This window comes from Marmoricola sp. URHA0025 HA25, assembly GCF_054059435.1.
Map to the genome: position 1 here is coordinate 2874653 of NZ_JBSSCD010000001.1, position 24011 is coordinate 2898663.

A 24011-nucleotide genomic window follows, 5' to 3' on the forward strand; every position below is an offset into this window, starting at 1 on the left:
GACCGGACCACCGTTGCGCCCGTAGGCTGACCGCGTGTCCGCCGAACTGACCCCGATCGCCCCCGGCGTGGTCCGCCTCACGTGGCCGGCCGATCTCCAGGCCGACGGCCTGGGACCCACCGTGGACGTCGTGCGGGTCGCCCTGGCGAAGGCGTTCAGCGAGGGGCACCACCGGGTGGAGGTGCTGGTGGACCCCGACGACGAGGTCGCCCAGCGGATCGCCACGTTCTCCGGTCTGATGCGCGAGGGGGTGGCCCGGCAGATCCACGGCGGTGCCGACCGGATCGTCTACGCCCGGCTCGCCGACGACACCCCCGTGGAGGAGCCGATGGGCTTCCGGCGACTGCTCAACTCCTTCCTCCCCCGCAAGCGCGCGATCAGCCAGATGCTGATCCGTTCGACCGACGACCGCGTGCTGTTGTGCCGGCTGACCTACAAGAACGACTGGGACCTGCCCGGCGGCGTCGTCGAGGTCGGCGAGTCACCGCGGCTCGCCGTCGCGCGCGAGGTCGAGGAGGAGCTCGGCCTGACCATCGAGGCCGGGCCCCTCGTGCTCACCGACTGGCTGCCGGCGTGGGGCGGCTGGGACGACGCGGTCTGCCTGGTCTTCGACGGCGGCGCGCACGACGAGTCCCTCGTCGAGCGGATCGTCCGCCAGCAGCGCGAGATCAGGGACGCCCGTTTCTGCACCCTCGAGGAGGCCCACGACCTGTGCGCGGACTTCACGGCGCGCCGGCTGGTGGCCGCACTGCGCAACGTCTCCGACGACCCCGGTCCGGCGTACACCGAGAGCGGGATCTGAGGGACCTCAGCCCTGGCCGGAGCCTTCGGTGACGCCCAGCTGGTCCTGCGTCGGCCATCCGGGCGAGGGGTCGCAGACGTCACCGGCTCCGTCGTGATCGGTGTCCTCCTGCCCCGGGTTCGCCATCTTCGGGCAGTTGTCCGTGTCAGCGCCGACCTCGTCCCCGTCCGGAGTCGCCGCGACATGGGTGGTCGCGCTCGTCGTTCGACCGTCCGCATCGGTGACGGTCATGGTCACGAGCCCGTCGAACGCACCGGTGTAGGTGTGCGTGACCCTCGGGTCGCCAGTCACCTCGTCGACACTGCCGTCACCGTCGAGGTCCCACGCATACTTCACCAGCGCGCCCGCGCGGGCGTACGAGCCTGACCCGTCCAGCTCGAGCGCCTTCCCCAGGCGAACGACGTACGGGCCGTTGATCCATGCGTACGGCGCCGCGCCACTCGCGCTCGCCGAGGGGCCCACCGGCAGCACCGACGGCTCCGCCGCTCCGGAAGTCGGCTGCCCCGAGGGCGAGGTGTTGCCGGCATCTCCGCAGCCCGCCAGCACGCAGGCGAGCGCGAGCACCCCGCCTGCCGCCGGCCCGAGCCGTCTTCTCATCGTCGCCGCCTCGCGCCTACTTGAACTGGAACCTGGCCTGGTGCGTCGACCCGTCGGTGAGCCTCAGGGTCAGCATCCTGCAGGTGCCGGACCACGCCTTGGCCGTCTGCCAGACGTAATTGTAGGTATCGGTGCTTGCGTCGTAGTGGAGTCCTGCGGTGCTCGTGGTCGTCTGCTCGACGGCGTCCACCGGGTCACCGGTGCTGCACACCACGGTGCTCGAGGTCGGAGATCCAGCGGCGAGGATCGCCGTTCCGCGGTCACCGCCGAGCTTGAACTTGACCGGAACCGACAGCCCTGCCTTCACGAGGTTGACCGTCGGGAGGTTGTCGACGGGCGGCAGGAAGCCGGTGAACGGCCACACGCTGCCGAAGCCTTCGGTGACGCCGTCGGCGTCGGTCGTCGGCCAACCGGGTGTGTCGTCGCACATGTCGCCGACGCCGTCCTGGTCGTAGTCCTCCTGTCCCTGGTTGTCGATGCTCGGGCAGTTGTCCGAGGCCGCCGGTGTCTCGTCACCGTCATCGGTGATCCCCAGGTGCGTCGTGGCGAGGGCCGTTCGGCCGGAGGTGTCCGTCACTCGGAGTGTCGCCAGGCCCGAGTAGGCGGTGGAGAAGGTGTGCGACACCGTGGGCGTCGTCGTGGTCTGGTCGAATGTCCCGTCGGAGTCGAAGTCCCACTCGTAGCTCGCGATGCTGCCGTCGGTGGCGTACGAGCCCGATCCGTCCAGCGCGAGCGTCGACCCCACCTTCGCGACGTACGGCCCGTTGATCCAGGCGTAGGGCTTCTTGAGTGCGGTCTGCAGTGCCGTGATCAGCGCACCGGGCACGTCGGCCGCCGAGTTGGCGTCGATGAGGGAGCCGCCGGTGGTGGACGCGATCTGGCCGACCTGACCGCCGTACGCCGCATCGCCGGTGTCGACGAGGTAGACCTCGGCCGGGTCGACCGCGAACGCGCGCGAGATCACGTCGTCGGCGGTGTAGCCGGTCACCGGCTCAGGGTCGTGCGGCGGCGCGTCGGCCAGCACGATGACTGCCTTCTTCACGCCGGGACGCCACGGCAGGTCGAGGCCGGCCATGATGCCGGAGTACATCGACTCCGGCCAGTCTCCGCCGCCGGCCACCGTCACGGTGTTGAGGGCGGACTTGATCACGTTCCCGTCGGAGGTGAAGCCCTGCTCGACCCGGGACGGATAGTCGCTGGGGTCGCCCGTCCACTCGGGCTGGTCACGGTACGTGACCAGCGCGAACCGTGCACTGGTCGTCGCGCTCGACACCTGGTCGACCAGAGATGTCGCGTACTGCCGCACGGCATCGATGCTGGAGCCCATGGAGCCGGTGGTGTCCAGGACTAGGACGACGTCGATGTCGCCACCCGCACCGACGGTACCGGCGCCGGCGCCGTAGGTGCCGCCCTGCGACAGCAGGCTTGCGTACTCGGTGTGACCGGTCGGGTTCATGTGGTACCACTCGAGCTTGATCTTGGTCTCGAAGAGCTCCCAGATCCACCGCTGGCTGTTGCGCGACAGCGCGGCGCCGTCCGGCTCGTGCCCGTCGAAGAGCTGCGGTACGCCGGTCAGGTGGATGACCTGCCCGGGATGACCGACGTTGGCGTCGGCGACGATCCCGTCCTGGGCCTGGTCGCCCGCCTGGCCCAGGAGCCTCACCGCGTCGGCAACCGGGTAGGTGTAGCGGTGGAAGATGCCATCGGTGAGGTCGTAGCCGTTGTCCTGGGCGAGCAGCGGATAGCCGCCCAGGACCACCCGGGCGTCCTCTCGGAGACCCCGTCCACGCATCGCGTCCACGATGTCGAGCACATGCTGGTGCACCCCGTCCAAGGCTCCGTAGGCGGCGTTCACCTTCTCCTCACAGTCCCGGGCGCTGCGCGGGCCAGGCACGAAGCACTGCGTGACGATGTCGGAGAAACCGATGTCGTTGCCGCCGATCGTGAACAGCACCAGGTCGGTGTCCGCCCCGATCGCGTCCACCTGTGCCTTGAGGAAGCGCGTGCAGCGATAGAAGATCTGCGCCCCACTGACGAAGGCGTTGCTGTACTGCCAGTACTCCTCGTCGGGGTAGTCATGGGTGTTGCACGGGTCCGCGTCCTCGACCATCGCCAGAGCTTCGGACTCCGTGGGCACGTCCCCGCCGAGCGGCAGGGTGATCGCGCCGCCGCTGTCGTCCATCTTGCGATCGTGCAGCACGTTGTCGGTCACGCCGCCCGAGCAGGCGCGGTTCAGGAAGGTGACCGCGTATCCCTCGGCCTGGAGGTGGTCGACGTACTGCTCCGCCCAGTTGGAGTGGCTCCGGTAGCAGTCCTTCGGTCCGTAGTAGTCACGGTCCCCATTGGCGTCGCGCGCACCGTTGCCGGCCGAGTAGGAGTCACCGAGCAGCACGATCTTGAGCGGTCTCGCGGTGGTGCCGGGGTCAGCTGCCCCGACCGGCGCGGACGCGAAGCCGGCGCCCAGGAGAAGCGCGAGGACGACGACGCCCGCCAGTGACGCGATCCGTACTCTCTGCACGATGTACTCCTTGTCGACGAGGGGGTGCGCCTCTAGAACGCGGTCAGGTAGACGGTGAGGGCGGGGCCGCCACCCAGGGAGCCGAAGGTCACCAGCAGTTCCGCTCGGATCCCGTCGATCCGCTTGGTGGCGCCGAAGGAATCGGGTCGGGAGCTCTCGGGCGTCCAGCCGTGGTCTCGCGCAAAGGCGCCGGCAGCGGCCACTGCCTCCTCGGGTGCAACCTCGCCGAGGGAGAACCTCCGGGTGATGCTCGCGTGGACCGGCTTGCCCAGGGTGGTGCCGCTCTTCTCCTTCGACTCCTTCTCGAGGTGCGTGCCGCGCACGGTGAAGGTCGCCATCGGATCGCGTTCGAGCGATCGCAACGAGGAGTCCGTGCCGCAGCCCGAGGTGCTGAGAAGTGCAAGGAGCAACGCCACAGGAACGGTCCGTCGCATCCCGAGCATGAACGATCCCCCGATCGGATGGTTGCTGCACCGGAGGCTAGTGAGCCAAACGGCCAGTTGGACATGACGAGAATTGACTAGATCAGTCACGCGACGGCAAGCCCGGACAAGGACGCCAACCGGTGCCACATGGCGCGGACCGTCGAAACGGGAGACGCATTCCGACCGCTTTAAACAGTTGGGTTCAAGCGCGCTTGAACTTCTAGGTTGACGCTCACAGCACAGGTGACGAAGAGGCGGGGAGAGAGCCATGACCATCGACCACATCGCGATCCGACCGGGCGACGCGGAGTACGACGCGGCCAGGACGATCATCGTCGGGACTGCCGAGCCGGCGGTCGTGCTGCGCCCGGGCGACACCGCCGAGGTCGTCGCGGCGCTGGAGTACGTCCGGGCCGCCGGGCTCGAGCTCGCCATCCGCAGCGGCGGCCACAACGCACTCGGCTTCGGCAACAGCGACGGCGGCGCGGTGATCGACCTGAGCCGGCTGGACTCCGTGGAGTTCCTCGGTGGCGGCAAGGTCCGCATCGGCGCCGGCGCGAAGTGGGGTGCTGCCGCGGCAGCGCTCGCAGAGCATGGACTGGCGATCACCTCGGGCGACACCGTCTCGGTCGGCGTCGGCGGACTGACCCAGGCCGGTGGCATCGGCTGGATGGTGCGCAAGCACGGACTCACCATCGACTCCGTCCTCGGTGCCGAGGTGGTGACGGCGGGTGGCGACGTGGTGCGGGCGGACGCCGACACCAACGCCGACTTGTTCTGGGCACTGCGGGGCGGCGCCGGCAACTTCGGCAGCGTGACCTCGTTCGACTACCAGGCCCAGCCCGTCACCACGGTGCACTTCGGCACATTGTCGTTCGCGCTCGACGACGTGCCGCAGCTGCTGAAGAGCTGGGCCGCGACGATGGAGTCGGCTCCCGAGGAGCTGAGCACCGCGCTGGTCCTGATGCCCGGCTTCGGTGCCTTCCCGGCCGGCGCCGTCCTCTACGTCGCCTACTGCGGAGACGACGCCTCCGCGATCGACCCGCTCCGCTCGCTGGGCAACCTGCAGGCCGACACCGTGACCGAGAAGCCGTACGCCGAGGTCCTCGAGGAGGCGCACCCGCCGGAGGGCATCCAGCCGGTGATCGGGAACGCGTTCGTCGAGCAGCTGTCCGGCGACGTCATCGACGCGATCGCGACGGCGTACTCGGCCGGGACGGCGGGCCGGGTGGTGTTCCTGCGCAGCCTGGGCGGCGCGTTCGGACGGGTCGCGACCGGCGCCACGGCGTTCGCGCACCGGGCCGCCCAGGTGCTGGTCGTCTCGGCCAAGTTCCTGCCCCTGGACGCACCGGAGGAAGCAGTCGCCGCGGCGCGCGCCGAGTGGCAGACCATCGGGCGCCACGGCATCGGCTCGTACGCCGGCTTCCTCGGCTCCGACACCGCCGAGGACCTCGCGGCGCTCTACCCGCCGGAGACGCTCGCCCGGCTCGTCGAGGCCAAGCGCTCCTGGGACCCTGACAACGTCTTCCGGCGCAACTTCAACATCCGGCCCTGAGGGCTCCGGGCCTGCCGGACCGTCACGAGCACGCCGGCGAGGACGACGACGCCGCCGAAGGCCTCCGGGGCGTTCACGCCCTGACCGAGGAGCACCCGGGCGCTCAGCATCGCGACCGGCGGCGCGATCAGCACGAAGGGCACCACTGACGACGCGGGATAGCGGTTGAGCAGTCCGTTGAAGATCGAGTACCCGACCAGCGATGCCAGCACGGTGGTGTAGAGCGTGGAGGCGAGCGCCTCCGGCCCGAGCCCGCGGAGCGCCGTACCGACGGTGTGCGGCCCGTCGAGCCACAGGCTGAGCAGCAGCAGCGGCGCGGGCACGACCAGCGACGACCAGACCACCATGGACAGGCCGTTGGCGGTCGGCGCCGCCGACCGACGCGCGACGACGTTGCCGATGCCCCACGACAGCGCGCCGCCCACGCAGAGCAGCAGCGCGAGCAACGGCACGTGGCCGCCCCGGCCGATGCCGACGACCACCAGGCCGGCGCACGCGAGCAGGATCCCGGCCACCTGGCGCAGCGAGGGTCGCTCACGCAGCCACACCGCCGCGATCACCACCGTGAACACCACCTGTGCCTGGAGCACCAGCGCTGCCAGGCCGGGCGGCATCCCGAGGTGCATCGAGGTGTAGAGCAGGCCGAACTGGCCGAGCGACATGAAGACTCCGACGGCAGCGACGACCCGCCACGGCGCGGTCGGCCGCGGCACGAGGAACACCGCGGGCAGGACCACACCGGTGAACCGCAGCCCGACGAAAAGCAGCGGCGGTACGCCGTCCATGCCCCACTGGATCACCACGAAGTTGAAGCCCCAGATGACCGCCACGAGGGTGGCGAGCAGAGAGTGGCGGGCCGTCATGCCGGACAGTCTGGGCGCCCGGACAGTGAAGCACCAGCGATTACATCTGCACCGAAACATGTAGCATCGCTGCATGATGGATCTGGCGGCCCTCCGCTCGCTCGAGGCGGTCCACACCCACGGGTCCGTGGTCGCGGCCGCCCAAGCCCTGGGGTTCACGCCCTCCGCGGTGTCCCAGCAGATCAAGCGCCTCGAGCGCCAGTCAGGTGTCGAGCTCCTCGAGCGGGTCGGGCGGGGCGTCGTCCTGACCGGACCCGGCCGCATCCTCGTCGAGCAGGGCGCCCGGATCGCCACCGACCTCGAGCGCCTGGAGACCGACCTGCACGCGCACGCCGGCGAGGTGACCGGCGACCTCGCCCTCGTCGGGTTCTCGACGGCCATGCGCGGGCTGATCGGTCCGGTCGTCGCGGACCTCATGGAGAAGCACCCGGGTCTGCGCGTCCGGCTGCGCGAGCTGGAGCCGTGGGACGCAGTGGCCGAGGTGGCCGCGGGCGCCGCCGACGTCGCCCTGGTCCACCGCTGGGGCGACGTCGTCCTGGAGATCCCCGGACACGTCGAGCGGCAGGTCGTGCATCACGACGAGGCGGAGGTGATCGTGCGCGCGGACCACCGGTTCGCCGCACGTGCCCACGTCACGCCGCACGACCTCGCCGACGAGCCGTGGATCGCCACCCCGGAGGGCACCATCTGCCGCCAGTGGCTGATCCGGATGTACGCCGGCACGGGCCGTCTCCCCCGGATCGAGCACACCTGCATGGAGTTCGCGTCCCACCTCGCCCTGGTGTCCGCCGGGCTCGGCATCGCCCTGATCCCCCGGCTCGGACGCGGACCACTCCCCGAAGGCCTCCGGGCGGTGCGCGTGCAGGACCCGGTGCCGAGCCGCGAGGCGATCGTCCTCTGGCGCCGCAGCCAGGCCCGGTCCCCCGCCATCCGCGCCCTCGTAGAAGCCCTGAAGGGCTGAGGCCGGCCGACCGCCGGGTGACGACGCGTTCCCAGGGGCTCAGGGCTCGTGGAAGCCGATGGTGCGGTGGGTGCCGTCGCACAGGGGCTTGTTCGCCGACCCGCCGCAGCGGCAGAGCATGACGCGGTTGCGGGTCTCCCAGGACTCGCCGTCGGCACGCTCGACCGGGATCCGTCCGGTGACCCAGAGTCCCGACGCGAGGTCAGCCTCCTCCTCGATGACGGAGATCTCCTGCGGCAGGTCGGCCTCGTTGGCTTCCTCGTCCGGCCCGAGTGCGTAGCTGAACGAGCCGGACGGACAGCGGTCGACCTGGGCGGTGACGAAGGTGCGGACGTCGCTGTCGTCGACGTCGTGCATCATCTTCGCGATCGACCGTTCGCGGCCGATGCAGAAGGCGGCGTGCATGCACAGGGAGTTGACCCGCCGGAGCGAGATGCCGTCGGCGTCGATCCGCCATGCCTGCTCGTCGTACGCGGTCGTGTCCGCGGACTCCGTCCCGTCGAAGCGCACCACGGCGTGCGTGCCGTCGCAGAACGGCTTCGACGACGACTGCCCGCACCGGCAGAGCGCATAGGTCTCCTCGGTGGGGATGGCCTCGCCGATGCGCCACGTGACGGACTTCCCGTTGTCCGCCACCACCTTGACCTTCCGTCGCAAGGGCACCTGACCGTGGACCACGTAGGGCCCGTGCGGCAGCACCGTCACCCGGCGAGCATCACCCACGCGCCAGCGCCGGTCCGCCGGCTCGACGTACTCGAACGTCGGGCCGGCCACGCCGTCACCGTCCTCGGTCGGCAGCTCCATCAAGAGCTGCGCCTGGGCGCGCAGCGCGTACATCTCGCCGGTCGCGACGGGCAGCAGCCGTGGACTGCCGTTGAACGCACGCTCGAGGAGATGCAGCAGCGCGCAGTAGGTGTGGTTGAACTCCTCCTGCGCGACGCGGATCACGCTGCCCGGTGCGTGGTCGCTCGTCCGGGGGTTTCGTCGCATCGGCCGGACCCCTTCCCAGTCGACGCGGACCGGCTCGCCGGTCGGGCCGGACGCGGGTGTGTCCCCACGGCGGAACCGGCGGCCGACCTTGAGCTCGAGGAACCGGTAGTAGTGGGCCACCTCGTCGCGGTCGGCCTGGAACATCTGGTGGTCGCCGTCCCACACGTCGTGGTGGGCGGCACCTTCCCCCTGCTCCACGATCTCCGTCAGGGCGTCGAGTGCGCTCGCGAGGTCCTGGACGGCGATCACGCGACCGCTGCCGCCGTACGGGAAGTCGGCGGCGATCTGCCGCGCCGGATCGCCACCGAACACGGCGTCCTCGCCGAGCTCCGCGCAGAGCCGGAGGATCCCGGCCTCGATGGCCTCGTAGAACTGGCCGATCGTCTCGTAGTGGTCGCTCTCCGCAGGTGCGCCTGCCCTCGCCGGCTTCTCGATCGCCAGGAACAGCTCGAGCGCCTCGGTTCCGAACGGCACCAGCGAGATGGCCAGGGACCGGTCACCGTGCGGGAGGTACGTCGGGTAGCCGGGCAGCAGCCGGGGCGAGTCCAGGACCGGCGAACCGCCGACCGCGTTCAGCAGGTTGGCAGCCAGGGTCAGGTGGAGCATCTCCTCCATGAACACGCTGCGCACGACCTGGGTGGCCTCCGGGTTGCGCTCCGGATCGAGCGAGAAGAGCGCCGTGAGGTAGGGCGGCAGCGTCGCGTGCTCCAGCTCGATCGCCCACTGGAGGTGCTCTCGGAGGGCCTCGAGCGTCGCGATCGGCGCAGTCGTCGGGATCGCTGTGGTCACAGGGGCCTCCTCGAGCTTCGTGACGGCTTGCTCATGATGACGGCTGGTGGCGGTCTGTTGCGAGGGCTGGTCCGGGCGACGAGCGGGTCCAGTCGCTCTCTGCTTCCGGCGTAGCGGGTTGCCGCTCCGGTGAAACCCAGTGAGTCCCGTTCTTCTCTGCGACTCGACCCGGACCTGCTCAGTGCTCGAGTCCGGTCACGCGGACCGGGTCTGAGCCTCGCTCCACTCGGTGAACGAGCCGCTGGTCTCCGCCCAGGCGGGAAGCAGCGACTCGTCGCCGGAGTGCAGACGTGCGCCGAGGAACAGCGCGTCGGTGTCGGGCACCACCCGCCTGGAGTCGTGCGCGGACGCCAGCACCTCGCGCGCCAGCTCGTCGAGGAACCAGTCCTCGGGCCCGGCAAGCTCGAACGACCCGTTGAGCGGGACGCCACGTGCAAGCCGGCACAACGTCGCCGTCACGTCGGCCGCCGAGACGGGCCGCACCCGGACAGGGGCAGCCGCACCAGGTGCGTGGTCGCGACATGATCGACGAGCTTGGGGATGTTCTCGTAGAACAGCGTCGTCCTGAGCATCGAGTGCGGAACCGGGGACTCAGAGACCAGCCGTTCCTGGGCGACCTTGCCGCGGAAGTAGCTGCTGTCGAGTCGCTCCGCCCCGATGATCGAGAGACCGACATGGTGTTGAACGCCCACGGACTCCTCGGCACGAAGTACGTTGCGGGTGCAGGTGTCGAAGAAGCTCAGGCCCTGCTCGTACTCGTACGACGGACGGTTCATGTTCAACACGTCCACGACGACCTGCACGCCCTCGAACGCCTCCCGGAGCCCCTCCCCGGAGTACGCATTGACCCCGGTCCTCCGTGACACCACGGCCACCTCGTCACCGTGGTCCCGCAACAAGCTGACGACCCGGGCACCGATCAGGCCCGTACCTCCGACGACCGCTACGTGCATGGCTCGACCCTTCTCCTCGAGAGTTTTACCGGTTGACCGGAGACCCTGCGCAGATGTGACAGCGTCGAGGCGATGTCACAGATCCGCGACCGGCTCGGTCATAGCCACAGCGCACCGGACCCGGAGAGAAGAGCACCGCGTTGATCGCATCGTCGTACCCAGGCACTGGGCCGCGTTGCCGCTGCGGGTGCCCCTACCTGCGCGGTCTGGTCCTGCTGCCCCTCGTGCTGATCGCGTCGGGCCGCGGCGGGGTGGTCCTTGCGGGGCCGACCGTGCGAGACCTGCCGGTCGAGTCACTCACCTGCAAGGCGTGCGCGCGGCAGACCGTCACCCGCGACCTGCCTCCGATCGGCATCGACGTGGCTGCCGTGCTGCAACAGCTGGCCGGCGGGCGCGCCATCGCGCCACCGCCCGGCGAACGAGGCGGTTCGCCGACCTGCACCTGCGGCGAACAGGCCCTCACCTGGTCGTCGGTCGTCGGCCTCTCCGTCCACGTCGCCGGTGCCACGATGCGTGGCGAGGTCTCCTCGAGGCAGGCCGTACCGACCGGAACACTCTCGTGCGGGGCGTGCTCCCGCTCGTGGGACGGCACACGCGCCGACCTGCCGCCCGTGATCCGGGAGGCGCTCAGCACGTTCACCGGTGCGCTGGCACGCGGCGCCGTGGCGTTGCCTGACTGACACCGGCCGGGGTGTCACAGCCGCGCGGACCCGCTGGTCAGTAGGACGGGAGGCTCGCGTGAGCCCCCGCCCCATCGGAATCCCAGAGAGGTGCCACTCATGAAGGTCGTCGTCATCGGCGGAACCGGGCTCATCGGCTCGAAGGTCGTCGAAAAGCTCAACGCACACGGTCACGACGCGGTCCCCGCCGCGCCGCAGACCGGCGTCAACACCCTGACCGGAGAAGGACTGGACGACGCCCTGAGCGGCGCCGACGTCGTGATCGACGTGTCCAACTCGCCGTCCTTCGCGGACGACGACGTGATGAGCTTCTTCGTCACCGCCACCACCAACATCCTCGAGGCCGAGAAGAAGGCCGGTGTCAAGCACCACGTCGCCCTCTCCGTCGTCGGCACGGGGACCCTGCCGGACAGCGGCTATCTGCGCGCCAAGGCGGCGCAGGAGGACCTCATCAAGGGGTCCGGGCTGCCGTACTCGATCGTCCACGCGACCCAGTTCTTCGAGTTCACCCGGGCAATCGCGGATGCGTCGATGGTCGACGGGAAGCTGCACCTCGCGCCGGTTCACTACCAGCCGATCGCATCCGATGACGTCGCCTCGGCCGTGGCTCGCGTCGCCATCGGCGCACCGCTGAACGACACGAAGGAGATCGGCGGCCCGGACAAGGTGCGCATGGACGAGTTCATCCCGGCCGCGCTGGCCAAGTCCGGCGAGACACGCGACCTCGTCGTCGACGAGCACGCGACGTACTTCGGCACCGAGCTGGCCGACAACAGCCTGGTGCCCGGACCTGACGCCGAGCTCGGCTCGATCACCTACGAGGCATGGGCCAAGGAGTCCGCCTGACCGATCGGGTCCCGCCACGTCTCGTGGCGGGACCCGAAGGCGCGGACTCAACTGCTTGCAGCACGCGACCCACGTTGCCGCACTTGGCTGGCGTCGTCCTCCGGTATCCGTTGAGCGGCCAGCTGGAGCGGGGCATGGTGGCCGATGACGAGCGCCGTCAGCCCGATCAGCGACCAGCCGACCAGCACGGCGACGTGGCTGCCGGCCCCGTTGCCGTCGAAGTAGGCGGTGCTTCGCAGGGCACTGGCTCCGGCGCCGGGCGGCAGGAGCTGGCCGACGTGGTCGGCGAAGCCGGGGAGGAGCTCGGGTGCGGAGCTGCCGCCGGAGAACGGGTTGCCCACGAAGACCATGAGCGCCGCACCGAGCCCGAGACCACCGGCGCCGATGAGGGCGATCAGGCCCGCCGTGCTGCCGCTGATCGCGAAGATCGTGAGCGCCAGGACGCCCCAGTCCGACAACGGGTGGTCGGGGAAGGCTCCGAGGTAGGTCTGTGCGATGAGGTAGACCACCGCGGCCGAGGCGGCCGACACGACCGCCAACGCCAGGATCTGCCGCCAGGCGGGCCGAAAGCGCACGACAAGACCGGTGGCCGCAGCGGCGAGCATCGCGCAGATGGTCAACGGGAGCAGACTGGAGGTGAAGACGATGCCCTTGTGGTCCTGCGGCGACAGCGGGACCACGTCCTCGACGTGGAGCTGCCGAGCTGGTTCGTACGGGGCTCCGGTCGCCGTCGCCGCCTGCTCGGCCAGGGTGCTCGCGACCTGCTCGAGTGCCTGGGCGATCGCGGGGCTTGCCGCACTCGCGTCGAGCAGCCGCACCTGGTCGCCCGTGACCTCGAACGCACCGTAGATGTCGCGATCGCGGATCGCGTCGCGTGCGAAGTCGCGGTCGGCGTACAGGTGGAAGTCGAACCCCTCAGGGCGCGCGGCACCGACGTGCTCGATCAGCCGCTGGCTCCCCTCGGTGGAGCCGATGACGCCGACAGGCACGTGGCGTGGCTCGATGCGGGCAGTCGGCCAGGCGAAGGCGAGCACCGCCAGCCCGACCAGCACAGGGAGGACGACGGCGACGACGGCGAGCCGTTGCCAGTGCTGCAGCCCTGCCAGGACCTTCGTTGCCACAGGGACTCCTTCTCCAGAACGACGTTCTCGTATCCGACCCTTGACCGGCGAACGCGCCGTGTTGTGACATCCGGGAGCCCTCGACCGCGGTGCGGACGGGCTCTGTCCGCAGCGGGGCAGCCGTGGCAGCATTTGGGATGCGGCTCGGCGTCGGGTGAGCAGAGTCTGCGGTCCTTTGACGAAGGAGCTGACAGACCATGAGCAGTGTCGAGGATGTCTCCGGCCGCGACCTCGAGTCGGCTGTCGACACGTTCAACGAGGCTCGGCCCCGGCTCTTCGGGATCGCCTACCGCATGCTCGGCAGCGTCGCCGAGGCCGAGGACATCGTCCAGGAGGCATGGCTGCGCTGGCAGCAGACTGACCGCGACGTCGTACGCAATCCAGCCGGGTTCCTGACCACGGTCACCACGAGGCTGGCGATCAACACCGCCGGATCGGCACGGGTCCGGCGCGAGCAGTACGTCGGTCCCTGGCTCCCTGAGCCGGTCGACACGAGCGCCGATCCGAGCCTGGGCGCCGAGAACGCCGAAGCACTCGAGACCGCGATGCTGACGCTGCTGGAGAAGCTGGGCCCGGAGCAGCGCGCGGCCTACGTGCTCCGGCAGGCGTTCGACTACTCCTACGACCAGATCGCCGAGATCCTGGCCACGTCCGCGGCGAACGCCCGCCAGCTGGTCAGCCGCGCGAACAAGCACGTGCGGTCGAGTCGCAAGGAGGCCGTGGACCCCGCCGAGCACCGTGAGCTGCTCGAGGCGTTCGTCGCGGCTGCCCGGGACGGCGACGTGAAGCGGTTGGAGCGGGTGCTCGCCGCGGAGGTCGTCAGCACCACCGACAGTGCCGGCCAGGCTCCGCGGGCAGCACGTCGCCCGGTCCTCGGGCGGGAGAACGTCGCGCGCTTCATCGCAGGCTGGTCCGACTGGTGGGTCGGCACGACCATCACGTTCGTCGAGACCAACGGCCGGCTCTCGGTGCTGGCCCGGCGGGACGACACCCCGGCGGTCCTGTTGAGCATCAGCACGTCTCCGGAGGGCATCGATCAGGTCATGTGGGTGATGGCACCCGACAAGCTCTCCCACCTGCCGGCCTGACATTCGGCGCCGCCCGGTGTCACGGACTCCGGCCGTCGTCGGTCATCAGTTCATGACGAACCCATCGAAGACCCCCGACCTCGCCGCCATCGCGCACGAGGCCGAGGCGGAGATCCTGACAGCCGAGAGCGTCGAGTGGACGGCCACGCCCGACGACGTGACGGTCGAGCTCAGCACTGCCGAGCTCGGCTACTACGAGGCCGAGCTCGGCAGCCTGCGGGACGCCGCGGGGACGCTGGACGAGGCGGAACACCTGAGCGAGTGACCGGCCCGAGACGGTCGCCGCACTACGGCATCGACTTGTAGACCTCGAAGGTCGACTCCTCAGGTGGCGTCGCGAAGCCGCCCTCGATCCCCTGCTGCATACGCGGCATCAGGACGTCGTCGCGGAACCGCTCCCAGCTGCTCTCTGACTCGTGGACGGCCACGATCATCCATCCGTCGGCCGAGGGACCGGCGACATGGGAGATCTGCCCGTCCGGCAACGTGTCCGGCGTCGGGTGGACCGCAGCGATGGATGCCTCGTACTGCTCCTTGGTTCCACCAGGAAAGTGGTGGACAACTCCGTGGGCCATGACGGCCTCCTGTCGATACGCGTTCCACGTCAGGGACCTGACGTGGCGAGATGGCCGTGGTCGCGCCCGACGTGGCGCTCCGGGAAGACTCGACGAATCGGTCATCCACTTCGGACGCTAGACCTCCGCGCCACCAAAGACCATGGAGCATCCGGGCCGTTGTCCGGTCCGACTGCGGGCCGACCGCGAAGCCCACGGTCTCCGGCGCTCTCAGGCTGCCGCGCCCGGCCCGGGCAGCACGTCGATGTCCTTCGCGTGCATCGGCTCCCCGCAGTGGCTGCAGCGGGGGTCGACGTGGCTGACCTCGCCGCACGCGTGGTGGCGGTACAGGACCGGTGGGCCGGCCTTGCCGGCGAGCCACTTGTCTCCCCAGCCGACCATCACCATGAGCACGTCGAAGAGCTCGGTGCCTCGCTCGGTGAGGTGGTACTCGTAGCGGGGTCGGTTGTCGTAGGGACGTCGCTCGAGGATGCCGCGCTCGACGAGGTGGTTCAGGCGCTCGGTCAGCACCTTGCGGGAGATGCCGAGATCCTGCTGGATCTGCTCGAAGCGGTTCATGCCGACGAAGACGTCGCGAATCACCAGCGGCGTCCAGGGCTCCCCCATCACGTCGAGGGTGCGGGCGATCGAGCACGCCATGTCGCCGAAGTTCGTGCGTTGCATGGAGTCAGGCTACCACTTGGCGTTCCCTCAAGGAACTTTGTCTGCTAGGGTCACGGAGTCTCTTCAAGAAACTTCGAGAGGAACCACGATGACCACCAGCGCCGCCCTCGACACCGATCTCGTCGCCCTGCTCGACGGCACCGCCATCGCCCACCTGGCGACCGTCCTGCCCGACGGCACACCGCACTCCGTGCCGATCTGGGTCGGGACCCACCAGGACCACGTGGCGATCATGACCGGTCCTCGCTCGCAGAAGGCTCGCAACCTCCAGCACGACCCACGCGTCGCAATCTCCCTGACACCGGCGGACAACCCGTACTCGCCAGTCGTCCTGCGCGGCCGTGTCGTCACCTGGCTGTCCGGCGACGAGGGGTGGGCCGTTGTCGACGCGATCGCCGAGAAGTACATCCATGCGCCGTACGACCGCGGCCAGGAGCGGGTCGTCGGCATGATCGCGGTCGACCACTTCCGGATCGGGATGTGAGTGCCATGAACGCCGTCAGCGACGAGCAGATCCAGGAGTTGGCCGCGACCGGAAAGCCGTACAGCCTGGTTCAGCTGAGCTGGGCGCCGGGACGCCACCAGCAGGGCGCGGACGCCATCGAGCGCGAACACCAACGGCGAATGGTGTCGCTGCGCGCAGCGGGCACGATCGCCATTCTCTGCCCGGTGCTCTCCGAAGGACTCTGCGGCGTCGCGATCATGACCCAGACCCCGGAGCAGGCTCGCGAGACCATGGCCGCCGACCCGTGCGTCCAGGCCGGGATGATGACGGTCGAGGTGCTCCCCTGCGTCGGATTCCCCGGCGACTCGTTGCCGGGCTGAGTCCCCACGGTCGCGCCCGGAGCGCCCGGCGCGAACACAGACGAGACGAGGATGGGCCACTCATGTCACACGTACGCCGCTTCGACCACGTCGGCGTCACCGTCGCCGACCTCGACACCGTGACGGCGTTCTTCGAGGCGCTCGGCCTCGAGGCTGGCGAGAAGATGTTCGTCGAGGGCGACTTCCTCGACACGGTCATCGGGATCCCGGACTCCCGGACCCAGATCGTGATGCTTCGAGCGCCGAACGGAGGCACGACGCTGGAGCTCTCGAGCTTCAGTCGACCCGAGCACCTGCCCGGTTCGCCGACCGCTCCGGCGAACCAGCTCGGACTGCGCAACGTGGCCTTCGAGGTGGACGACCTGCAGGCAGCGGTCGATCAGGTCGCTGCCGACGGCTACCAGCTGGTCGGTGGCATCGGCGAGTACGAGGGCGTCTGGCGGATGGCCTACGTACGGGGTCCGGAAGGGATCATCGTCTCGCTGGCCGAGCAGGTGAGCTGAGAGTCCGGCGGGTCTCGACAATCTCAGGCACTGCGCACGGCGGCGGCCGCAGCGGCAGCGCGGGACCTCACGCCCAGCTTGACCCGCGCGTTGGCGACGTGGCGGTGGACGGTGTGGGGGCTCAGCACCAGCCGCTCGCCGATCTGCGCATCGGTCAGGCCCTTCGCGACGAGTGCCAGGATCTCGCGCTCGCGCTCGGTCAGGTCCTGCGGGCCCGGGGCCGGTGACCGGGTCGGGACGTGGTGTCCCAGCCCTCGCAAGGTCGCGTCGGCGACCGCGCCGGCGTCCCCGAGCCAGGGGAAGTGATCCTCGCCCTCGAGAGCAAGGAACGTGGCGTGCGGCATCCTCTTCGCAACGTCGACGCCGAGCGCGAACGGTACCGCCCGGTCGTCGCGTCGGTGCAGCACCGTGGTGGGCACGTTGATCCTGGACAAGACCTCCCGAACGTCGAGCTCGTACGTCGCCGCCAGGGCGTCATGGGCCTGCTCGCGGCGCGCGGACTGGCGCTGGAAGACCGCGAACTGGTCCCGCTCAGCGCTGCTCGCCCCCGGGACGAAGACGTCTGCCAGCAGCCGCGAGCCCAGACCCCAGTGCCCGGCGACCGCCTCCAGCATCGCCTGTCGCGCGGATGCCGGTGCGATCTCCGCGCCGTACGCGAACGCGCCGTACAGCACCAGGTGCGAGACCCGGGCCGGGTGCGCGGCCGCAAACCCCGCGGCCACCCCTCCTCCGGAGGAGGCGCCCAGTACGTCGGCGCGGTCCAGGCCGAGCTCGTCGAACAGCCCGAGCACGACGGCCGTCTCGTGCCCGAGGTCGGTCGGCGCGTCGCCGTCGGGCTCTGATGCCCCGCGACCGGGCTGGTCGTAGCGGACGACGGTGTGGTGACGCGCCAGTCGCGAGACGTAGTCGCGGAAGGCGGGGTCCTGCCAGTTCAGCACCAGGTGCGAGCACCACCAGCCGCCGATGACCAGCGGCGGGCCGTCGCCGACGACGCAGTAGGCGACGTCCCGGCCATTGATCGCCGCGTGGCGGACGACCTGATCGGTGAGCTCGAGCATGATCAGCCTCCTCCTCAGCCGACGAACCGGGCGACCGTCTTGACGGCCCACTGATGCCGCACGGCGACCCAGACGGCGCGGGCTGATGCCACGACGCCACCATCCTCGTCGATCATCGCAGAGGCGGTCTGCACCGAGCGGTTCCCGACCTCCCGGGTCCAGCCGACGACCACCAGGCTCTCGGTCACCTCGACGGGTCGGGCCTGGTGGGCCTCCAGGCTGCCCAGCAGGCAGAACCTCCGCGCACGCAGGTCGGCGGCGGCGTAGCTGGGGCAGTCCAGGGCGCCCCAGATCGCCGCCCGGCGGACCAGCCCGTCGACGGCGTACCCCGCGGTGGGTCGGAACGGTGCCGCGAGGATGTCGGGATCTGTCTCCAACGGCCCGGGCGTGACCCCGAGTCCGTCGCGGCGCTCGGGGCCGCAGACCACGCAGTCCGAAAGCGGGTGCCGTACGCCGCGCAGCGGATGGCGCTCGCGGGCTGACTCGGCCTGCGCGGCCGTGGGCCTCACCGGTGGCTCCAGCACGAACGGCTCGGCCGCCTCGGCGACCGCGATCAGCCGGTCCTCGCACCACACCTGAGCCCGAACCCCGGAGATCTGAGCACTCAGATCGGTCTCGAGGGGCACCTTCCGATGCAGCGTCACCTTCGCGGTCCCGCCGACGAGGCCGGCGAAGGTCCCGCAGGCGAAGCCTCCGTTCGACATCCGCTTGGGGCCGTTCTCGCGCCCCGAGAGGCGCACCGACGTGGTCGTCATGGTGTTCGTCATCGGTCCAGCACAGCGGAGATCAGAGCCGGCCACGTCGCCGGATCCGGCCATCTTCGGATGGCCGTTTCCGGCCATGCGACGCGCCGGCGCGGTCCCGCACCATCGAGGCATGACGAACTCGAGAGCAACACGTGGACAACGCTTCTTTGCACGCTGGTACCCATCGGTGATGGGCAAGTCCGAAAGCGCCGGTCAGGGCAACCTGCGCCGCGACCAGCTCGCCCAGGCAACCGGCCGAACCCTGGAGATCGGCGCCGGCAACGGCTTCTCGGTCCCGTACTACACCGACCGGGTCGAGGCGCTGACCTTGATCGAGCCGAACCCCGAGTTCCGCCGGCACCTGGACTCGATGGTCGCGACCGCGAAGCCGAGGAAAGTCGTGGTGGTCGACGGCGACGTGCACGCACTCGACTTCCCGGACGCATCCTTCGACACGGTTACTGCATCCCTGGTGTTCTGCTCCGTGACCGACCCCCGGCGGGCGCTGGCAGAGGTCCACCGGGTGCTTCGGCCGGGTGGTCGGTTCCTCTTCCACGAGCATGTCCGCGGCGGCGGTCTGCGAGGCGTGGTCCAGGACGTCATGACCCCGCTGCAGCGGCGCCTCGCCGACGGCTGCCATGCCAACCGGGACTTCGAGGCACTGCTCTTCGAGTCCGATCTCGAGCTGGACGAGCTTGTCCGGACGCGGATGCCGGCCGCAGCGCCGACCGTCGTGCCGCTCGTGATGGGTGCCGCACGACGGGTGGCGTGACCTCGCTCCGAGCAACAACGCCCCCACGTACGTCGGGATCGCCGCCGGGCTCGAGGAGAACCGGTCGTCGGCTGCTGGGGCCGTAGCCCTCCGAGAAGTGCGCACTCCTTGGCAACATCCGGTACTTGATTACGCAAGGTAGCGGGCATAATCTTCTTGTGTGCCCGCGAACGCCCACGACCCGCAGCTGCTGAAGGGGATCCTCTCCGTCCTGCTGTTGCATCTGCTGGCCGAGGAGGAGTCCTACGGATACGACGTCGTGAGGCGGCTGCACGACGTGGGGCTGACCGATGTTCTCGACGGCACCGTCTATCCCGCCCTGGCCCGACTCGAGCGTGAGGGCAAGATCTCCGCACGCCTGGTGGCCTCGAGCTCGGGGCCAGCGCGCAAGTACTACCGCCCGACGACGGCCGGCTACGCCGCACTTTCCGAGGGCATCGCCCAGTGGGAAGCGCTCGTCGGCGTCGTCGGCCGGCGGCTCGCCCGGCGCATTGATCCGCCCTCCACGGAAGGTAGCTGAGATGAACGCGAACCTGTCCCTGCTTGACCGGCTTCGCATCGAGCGGCTGGTGTGGAGCCTCGACCAGCAGCTCTACGACCTGCCCCGCGCAAGTCGCATCTCCACGCGCCGGGACGTGCGGACGAACCTCACCGAGGCGGCCCAGGAGGTCGGCGCCCGCCAGGCGATCCGAAACGTGGGTGGGAGCCGCCAGCTCGCGGAGGGCTACCTCGCCGCGCGCTTCGGGGACGGCCCCCGGCCATCGTGGATCGCCGCCGCGGTGTTCCTGATGGCGACGGCGCTGTTCGCGACGTCCTTCCTCACCGATGCCGCTCTCGCCTACGCCCGCGGCGTCTCCGACGCCGACCCGCATGCAACCGGCACGTTCACCTACGACGGCCTTCGTTACTTCCAGACCCAGGTGACCTACACGTTCTCCGACGGCAGTCAGACCCATGTCGGAGGCGCGTTCAGCATCGTGACCTGGCTGCTGCTGTTCGTCGGCACGATCCTGGTCGGCCGACTCTGGCGAGCGGTCCCAGGCTTGCGCCGACACTGAGCGCGGACGCCGCAGCTCGAGAACACACTCCCTTCGTGCAGGGCGATGCTCTCGTTCCTTGCCGGGCCTTGGCGGGGTCAGCCTCGCGGCGCACTCTTCTGGTGGTCCAGCGTGGAGGACCACGTCACAAACGGCCAGGCCTCGCGAAGCCACTGGGGGACGAAGTCGTCGAGAGCCACCTCGAGCGCGGAGCCGACCATGTCGTCGACAACCCACCAGGACACCTCGGCGTCGGATGCCTCGTCCTGGGGCGGATCGATGTAGACGCAGCCCAGGAGTGCGGTCTCGTCGTGGTCGAACAGTGCGAAGTTGAATGACTCATGGGCCTCGACTTCCGCGAAATGACGCTCGAGGTCCTCCCGGTCCTGTTCGTACGTCATGGAAGACGGCGGCCATCCCCACGCCTCGCCGTACAAGGTCCAGAGGCGCTCGCGGGAGCCCATCACGGCCGGGAAGTCCAGGTCGACGTCGGAGCCGCGAATGGGACGGAGGTGGAATCCCTCGACGAAGTCCACCCGGGTCGGGTGAGCGAAGGCCGCTGGGAGCCACGGCTCAGCAGGCAGGTTCACTTCAGGCTCCTTCATGGCAGTGCTCCTGGAATTGACGACCGAGGTTACTGTCCCCGGGCGGGCGTCGTCGTCCCGTGGATCCGCTTGTCTCCGGAACGCCCGTCGGCCCAGGACGGTCGTTGCAGCCAGGACTCCTTTCCCCTTGGTGGCGCCGGCTCGGCCACCCGAGTCGGGGATCTCGGCTCCACGATCCCGGCGTCGCCCTGTCGTGGGAAACTGCACGTCCGAGCGCTGTCGCTCCCTCCTGACCGGGGAGAACCGACGGCCCCGACCCAGAGGAGCAGCGTGACCGAGTCGGCAAGGGCGAGTGACCAGGCCTGGGCGGACGTGGGGCGTGCGTCGTACGTCTCGTTCACCAACTACCGCAAGGACGGCACGCCCGTCTCCACGCCCGTGTGGATAGCACCGGACGGCGACGACCTCTACTTCTTCTCGGACACCGGCGCCTTCAAGGTCACGCGCATCCGCAACAATCCGGCGGTCACCCTCCAGCCGTGCGACGTCCGCGGACGTGTCAAGGCCGGCGCCCCGCTGGTCACTGGCCGGGCCGAGGTCCTCGACCACTCCGACACACCGCGAGTACGACGCATCGTCAACCGGAAGTACCGGCTCCAGGGGACAATCGGAACCCTGTTCAGCCGGCTCCGAGGCGTCGAGGCATCGATCCCCATCCGCATCCAGAAGGCATAGGCGGTTCGACCGCGTCCGGCTCAGTTCGACAGGTCGGTCGGGCCCATGAGCAGCAGAGGAAGACACGTGCGCACTCTCGTCACCGGATCACGTGGGAAGGTCGGCCGCGCCGTGGTTCGCGTCCTCCAGGAGGCCGGGCACACCGTGACCGGGACGGACCTGACGCCGGCCGACTTCGATCGCCACCCCGAGGGCACGCCGCCTTACCTGGTGGCCGACCTCACCGATGCCGGGCAGGTGTATGCGCTCGTCGGCGGGATCACCGAGGGCGAGGGTGCCAAGGCGGGGCCGTACGACGCGGTCGTGCACTGCGGCGCCCTGCCGGCGCCCGGCAGGCACGCGCCACACCAGGTCTTCGGCAACAACCTCATGGCGACGTTCAACGTCGTGGAGGCGTGCGTTCGATGGGGGGTCCCGCGGCTGGTCAACATCTCCAGCGAGACGGCTCCGGGTTTCATCTTCGCCGAGCGCCCCTTCTTCCCGGTGTACCTGCCGGTCGACGAGGACCATCCCCTCATGCCTCAGGACCCCTACGGTCTCTCGAAGGTCTTCGGCGAGCAGATCTGCGACGCCGCCGTACGCCGGTCTGATCTGCGCTGCGTCAGCCTGCGACCGACCTGGGTGCAGGACGCCGACTCCTACCTCAGGAACCTCGGGCCCGTCGTCGCGGACCGGTCAGCGCCGAGCATCACCGGATGGGCGTACGTCGATGCCGAGGATCTTGCCGAGGCTGCCCGGCTCGCGACCGAGTGCGACCTGGCCGGCCACGAGGTGCTCTACGTCGCCGCGCCCGACACGATCGGTGGACGGGACCTTCACGCCGCGTGGCGCGAGGCCTACCCCGACGCGCCGACCCAGCTGCGCGAGGTGTCCCGCCCCGACGCCAGCGGGATCAGCACCGCGAAGCTCGAGCGCCTCCTCGGCTGGACAGCCAGGCGCAGCTGGCGCGACTACCTGACCGAGGACGGAGAGCCCTTGGTCGCGCCCAGCCGTTGATGTCGTCCACCGATGAGTCTTGACGCTCTCGCCGGTCTACCTGGCATCGGATCGCAGTCGAGAGCAGAGAATGGGACGGCCGCCATGACGCAGAGCATCAGGTTCAACGCCGAGCTCGAGCTCGCGGGCAAGACCGCCGCCGGGTTCGAAGTGCCGGACGACGTCGTCGCAGGACTCGGAGGTGGTCGCCACCCCAAGGTGGTTGTCACGGTCGGCGGCTACACGTTTCGGACCTCGATCGCCAAGATGGGCGGCCGCTACCTGCTCGGCGTGACCGCGGCGCGCCGGGTCGAGGGTCACATCGCCCCCGGCGAGGTGTACGACGTCGAGCTGGCCCTCGACACCGCACCACGCGAGGTGGAGATTCCCGGGGACTTCGCGGCGGCCTTGTCGGGGCACCAAGAGGCGAAGGACTTCTGGGATGGCCTGTCCTACAGCAACCAGTCGTGGCACGTGTTCCAGGTGACGGGGGCCAAGAAGGCCGAAACGCGCCAGGCGCGCATCGAGAAGTCCGTTGCGATGCTGGCCGCAGGTCGCGCGCGCTGACGCGGCGCACCGACCGGGACGGCTGTCTGGCGGCCGTGGCCGACGCGGCAGAAGGAAGATTGGCCGCGCAAAGCAGGGGTACGACCGCGGAGAAGCCCATGCACCAGTGGTCAGCGGTGCCCGCGACCGGCGCGAGCCCGCGATCACCTGCAGAAGAGGAGCCTCGCGATGATGTTGTCAGCAGGCGTGCACGTGTTGCGGTTCGCCCTCATGGCGGTGGTGGTGCTGGTCATCGTGGGCGGCGGCGTCTACTTCGGTTTCTTCAAGGCAACGCACGAACGATCCTCGTCACCGACCGGTCCGACACGTCCCGCTGAGTCCGACGAGCCCCACCGAGGCAACCGCGACGCCTGAGCGCCGCTCCTCCCGCCCTGTCGCAAAGAAGGTGCCGCGACTACGTGGTGCCGTAGCCCAGCTCCGTGGCGGTCTGACGGGCAGCATCGGTCATCGGCACAGCGACCACGGCAGTGCCGTACGCGCAGATCTCCGTCCAGGTGTCGGCCATCTCCGAGGTGTCGAAACGCATCGCCACGACGGCATTGCCGCCGCGATCCCGGGCTGCCTGGATCATCCGAGCCATCACGTCGTTCCGGCTGTCGACCAGGTTCTTGGTCATGCCCTGGAGCTCGCCCCCGAAGATCGACTTCAGGCCGGCACCGACCTGGCTGAACGCGTTGCGCGAACGCACGGTCAGTCCGAAGACTTCGCCGCAGACCCGCTGGATCTCCCAACCTGGGATGTCGTTCGTGGTGACGACGAGCATGGACGGACCCCTTCGGTCATCGGGCAGTGAGCGGGACCCAGACTACGGCTCACTCGCCT

General features: G+C 69.6%; 31 protein-coding genes. 17 read left to right on the forward strand and 14 right to left on the reverse strand.

Annotated elements, in window-relative coordinates; translation table 11 throughout:
- Positions 1–34: 34 nt before the first annotated feature.
- Complete coding sequence (locus tag ACVW00_RS14100; RefSeq protein ID WP_457111530.1) at positions 35–802, forward strand: NUDIX domain-containing protein; 768 nt, start codon at positions 35–37, stop codon at positions 800–802.
- A 6-nt stretch (positions 803–808) separates the two neighbouring features.
- Here the strand turns inward: ACVW00_RS14100 and ACVW00_RS14105 are convergent, their stop codons facing one another.
- Genes ACVW00_RS14105 through ACVW00_RS14115 form a run of 3 tightly spaced genes read right to left on the reverse strand, consistent with a single transcriptional unit; the run spans position 809 to position 4255 of the window.
- Positions 809–1399: a PKD domain-containing protein gene (locus ACVW00_RS14105; protein WP_457111531.1), complete on the reverse strand. Its 591-nt coding sequence runs from the start codon at positions 1397–1399 to the stop codon at positions 809–811.
- Between the two features lie 16 nt (positions 1400–1415).
- A complete protein-coding gene (locus ACVW00_RS14110) occupies positions 1416–3917 on the reverse strand; it encodes a PxKF domain-containing protein (RefSeq protein WP_457111532.1) in 2502 nt (833 codons plus the stop codon).
- 32 nt (positions 3918–3949) lie between these two features.
- Positions 3950–4255: a hypothetical protein gene (locus ACVW00_RS14115; protein ID WP_457111533.1), complete on the reverse strand. Its 306-nt coding sequence runs from the start codon at positions 4253–4255 to the stop codon at positions 3950–3952.
- 355 nt (positions 4256–4610) lie between these two features.
- Here ACVW00_RS14115 and ACVW00_RS14120 point away from each other — a divergent pair, with 355 nt between their 5' ends.
- Positions 4611–5897, forward strand: coding sequence for an FAD-binding oxidoreductase (locus ACVW00_RS14120; protein WP_457111534.1), 1287 nt, complete (start codon positions 4611–4613; stop codon positions 5895–5897).
- Here the strand turns inward: ACVW00_RS14120 and ACVW00_RS14125 are convergent.
- Positions 5804–6760 (reverse strand): EamA family transporter, encoded by a 957-nt coding sequence (locus ACVW00_RS14125; protein ID WP_457111535.1) that lies wholly within the window; start codon positions 6758–6760, stop codon positions 5804–5806. The genes ACVW00_RS14120 and ACVW00_RS14125 overlap by 94 nt on opposite strands.
- Positions 6761–6833: 73 nt before the next feature.
- On the opposite strand from ACVW00_RS14125, the gene ACVW00_RS14130 reads away from it, so the two are divergent.
- On the forward strand, positions 6834–7721 hold the full coding sequence (locus ACVW00_RS14130; protein ID WP_457111536.1) for a LysR family transcriptional regulator: 888 nt from the start codon (positions 6834–6836) through the stop codon (positions 7719–7721).
- A gap of 39 nt (positions 7722–7760) precedes the next feature.
- Here ACVW00_RS14130 and ACVW00_RS14135 read toward each other — a convergent pair whose 3' ends face one another.
- From ACVW00_RS14135 to ACVW00_RS14145, 3 genes are all read right to left on the reverse strand, one after another.
- Positions 7761–9500 (reverse strand): ferritin-like domain-containing protein, encoded by a 1740-nt coding sequence (locus ACVW00_RS14135; RefSeq protein WP_457111537.1) that lies wholly within the window; start codon positions 9498–9500, stop codon positions 7761–7763.
- A 195-nt stretch (positions 9501–9695) separates the two neighbouring features.
- The gene (locus ACVW00_RS14140; RefSeq protein WP_457111538.1) at positions 9696–9959 is read right to left on the reverse strand and encodes a hypothetical protein; all 264 of its coding nucleotides are present in this window, start codon (positions 9957–9959) and stop codon (positions 9696–9698) included.
- On the reverse strand, positions 9956–10453 hold the full coding sequence (locus ACVW00_RS14145; RefSeq protein WP_457111539.1) for an SDR family oxidoreductase: 498 nt from the start codon (positions 10451–10453) through the stop codon (positions 9956–9958). Before ACVW00_RS14145 ends, ACVW00_RS14140 begins: the two co-directional genes overlap by 4 nt.
- A gap of 272 nt (positions 10454–10725) precedes the next feature.
- Between ACVW00_RS14145 and ACVW00_RS14150 the strand changes: the two genes are divergently transcribed.
- Together ACVW00_RS14150 and ACVW00_RS14155 are read left to right on the forward strand one after the other, a co-directional pair.
- Entirely contained in the window at positions 10726–11133 is a 408-nt protein-coding gene (locus tag ACVW00_RS14150; protein WP_457111540.1) for a hypothetical protein, read from the forward strand.
- 99 nt (positions 11134–11232) lie between these two features.
- Positions 11233–11979 carry an SDR family oxidoreductase gene (locus tag ACVW00_RS14155; RefSeq protein ID WP_457111541.1) on the forward strand — a complete coding sequence of 249 codons (747 nt, stop codon included), beginning with the start codon at positions 11233–11235 and terminating at the stop codon, positions 11977–11979.
- A 47-nt stretch (positions 11980–12026) separates the two neighbouring features.
- On the opposite strand, the gene ACVW00_RS14160 is transcribed toward ACVW00_RS14155, so the two are convergent.
- On the reverse strand, positions 12027–13100 hold the full coding sequence (locus ACVW00_RS14160; RefSeq protein WP_457111542.1) for an ABC transporter permease: 1074 nt from the start codon (positions 13098–13100) through the stop codon (positions 12027–12029).
- 197 nt (positions 13101–13297) lie between these two features.
- Here ACVW00_RS14160 and ACVW00_RS14165 point away from each other — a divergent pair, with 197 nt between their 5' ends.
- Entirely contained in the window at positions 13298–14188 is an 891-nt protein-coding gene (locus ACVW00_RS14165; protein ID WP_457111543.1) for an RNA polymerase sigma-70 factor, read from the forward strand.
- Between the two features lie 52 nt (positions 14189–14240).
- Positions 14241–14453: a hypothetical protein gene (locus tag ACVW00_RS14170; protein ID WP_457111544.1), complete on the forward strand. Its 213-nt coding sequence runs from the start codon at positions 14241–14243 to the stop codon at positions 14451–14453.
- Between the two features lie 22 nt (positions 14454–14475).
- Here the strand turns inward: ACVW00_RS14170 and ACVW00_RS14175 are convergent, their stop codons facing one another.
- Complete coding sequence (locus ACVW00_RS14175) at positions 14476–14763, reverse strand: hypothetical protein (RefSeq protein ID WP_457111545.1); 288 nt, start codon at positions 14761–14763, stop codon at positions 14476–14478.
- Positions 14764–14973: 210 nt separating this feature from the next.
- Positions 14974–15426, reverse strand: a complete 453-nt coding sequence (locus ACVW00_RS14180) for a winged helix-turn-helix transcriptional regulator (RefSeq protein ID WP_457111546.1) — start codon at positions 15424–15426, stop codon at positions 14974–14976.
- Positions 15427–15514: 88 nt separating this feature from the next.
- On the opposite strand from ACVW00_RS14180, the gene ACVW00_RS14185 reads away from it, so the two are divergent.
- The 3 genes from ACVW00_RS14185 (at position 15515) to ACVW00_RS14195 (ending at position 16754) form a co-directional block, all read left to right on the forward strand.
- The gene (locus ACVW00_RS14185; protein ID WP_457111547.1) at positions 15515–15910 is read left to right on the forward strand and encodes a TIGR03618 family F420-dependent PPOX class oxidoreductase; all 396 of its coding nucleotides are present in this window, start codon (positions 15515–15517) and stop codon (positions 15908–15910) included.
- 5 nt (positions 15911–15915) lie between these two features.
- A complete protein-coding gene (locus ACVW00_RS14190; RefSeq protein WP_457111548.1) occupies positions 15916–16251 on the forward strand; it encodes a hypothetical protein in 336 nt (111 codons plus the stop codon).
- Between the two features lie 62 nt (positions 16252–16313).
- Positions 16314–16754 (forward strand): VOC family protein, encoded by a 441-nt coding sequence (locus ACVW00_RS14195; RefSeq protein WP_457111549.1) that lies wholly within the window; start codon positions 16314–16316, stop codon positions 16752–16754.
- A 23-nt stretch (positions 16755–16777) separates the two neighbouring features.
- Here ACVW00_RS14195 and ACVW00_RS14200 read toward each other — a convergent pair whose 3' ends face one another.
- Entirely contained in the window at positions 16778–17812 is a 1035-nt protein-coding gene (locus ACVW00_RS14200; RefSeq protein ID WP_457111550.1) for an alpha/beta fold hydrolase, read from the reverse strand.
- 14 nt (positions 17813–17826) lie between these two features.
- On the reverse strand, positions 17827–18579 hold the full coding sequence (locus ACVW00_RS14205; protein ID WP_457111551.1) for a hypothetical protein: 753 nt from the start codon (positions 18577–18579) through the stop codon (positions 17827–17829).
- 169 nt (positions 18580–18748) lie between these two features.
- Between ACVW00_RS14205 and ACVW00_RS14210 the strand changes: the two genes are divergently transcribed.
- The 3 genes from ACVW00_RS14210 (at position 18749) to ACVW00_RS14220 (ending at position 20388) form a co-directional block, all read left to right on the forward strand.
- Positions 18749–19330: a class I SAM-dependent methyltransferase gene (locus ACVW00_RS14210; RefSeq protein ID WP_457111552.1), complete on the forward strand. Its 582-nt coding sequence runs from the start codon at positions 18749–18751 to the stop codon at positions 19328–19330.
- A gap of 160 nt (positions 19331–19490) precedes the next feature.
- A complete protein-coding gene (locus ACVW00_RS14215; RefSeq protein ID WP_457111553.1) occupies positions 19491–19850 on the forward strand; it encodes a PadR family transcriptional regulator in 360 nt (119 codons plus the stop codon).
- 1 nt (position 19851) lies between these two features.
- Positions 19852–20388: a hypothetical protein gene (locus ACVW00_RS14220; protein WP_457111554.1), complete on the forward strand. Its 537-nt coding sequence runs from the start codon at positions 19852–19854 to the stop codon at positions 20386–20388.
- Between the two features lie 77 nt (positions 20389–20465).
- Here ACVW00_RS14220 and ACVW00_RS14225 read toward each other — a convergent pair whose 3' ends face one another.
- On the reverse strand, positions 20466–20972 hold the full coding sequence (locus ACVW00_RS14225) for a GNAT family N-acetyltransferase (RefSeq protein ID WP_457111555.1): 507 nt from the start codon (positions 20970–20972) through the stop codon (positions 20466–20468).
- Positions 20973–21242: 270 nt separating this feature from the next.
- Here ACVW00_RS14225 and ACVW00_RS14230 point away from each other — a divergent pair, with 270 nt between their 5' ends.
- The 4 genes from ACVW00_RS14230 to ACVW00_RS14245 all read left to right on the forward strand — a co-directional run bounded on the left by ACVW00_RS14230 (position 21243) and on the right by ACVW00_RS14245 (position 23543).
- Positions 21243–21647 carry a PPOX class F420-dependent oxidoreductase gene (locus tag ACVW00_RS14230; protein WP_457111556.1) on the forward strand — a complete coding sequence of 135 codons (405 nt, stop codon included), beginning with the start codon at positions 21243–21245 and terminating at the stop codon, positions 21645–21647.
- 66 nt (positions 21648–21713) lie between these two features.
- Entirely contained in the window at positions 21714–22643 is a 930-nt protein-coding gene (locus tag ACVW00_RS14235; RefSeq protein ID WP_457111557.1) for an NAD-dependent epimerase/dehydratase family protein, read from the forward strand.
- A gap of 84 nt (positions 22644–22727) precedes the next feature.
- A complete protein-coding gene (locus tag ACVW00_RS14240; RefSeq protein ID WP_457111558.1) occupies positions 22728–23189 on the forward strand; it encodes a YdeI/OmpD-associated family protein in 462 nt (153 codons plus the stop codon).
- A gap of 168 nt (positions 23190–23357) precedes the next feature.
- Positions 23358–23543 (forward strand): hypothetical protein, encoded by a 186-nt coding sequence (locus tag ACVW00_RS14245; RefSeq protein WP_457111559.1) that lies wholly within the window; start codon positions 23358–23360, stop codon positions 23541–23543.
- A 40-nt stretch (positions 23544–23583) separates the two neighbouring features.
- Here the strand turns inward: ACVW00_RS14245 and ACVW00_RS14250 are convergent, their stop codons facing one another.
- Positions 23584–23952: a YbjQ family protein gene (locus ACVW00_RS14250; protein ID WP_457111560.1), complete on the reverse strand. Its 369-nt coding sequence runs from the start codon at positions 23950–23952 to the stop codon at positions 23584–23586.
- Between the last annotated feature and the right edge of the window lie 59 nt (positions 23953–24011).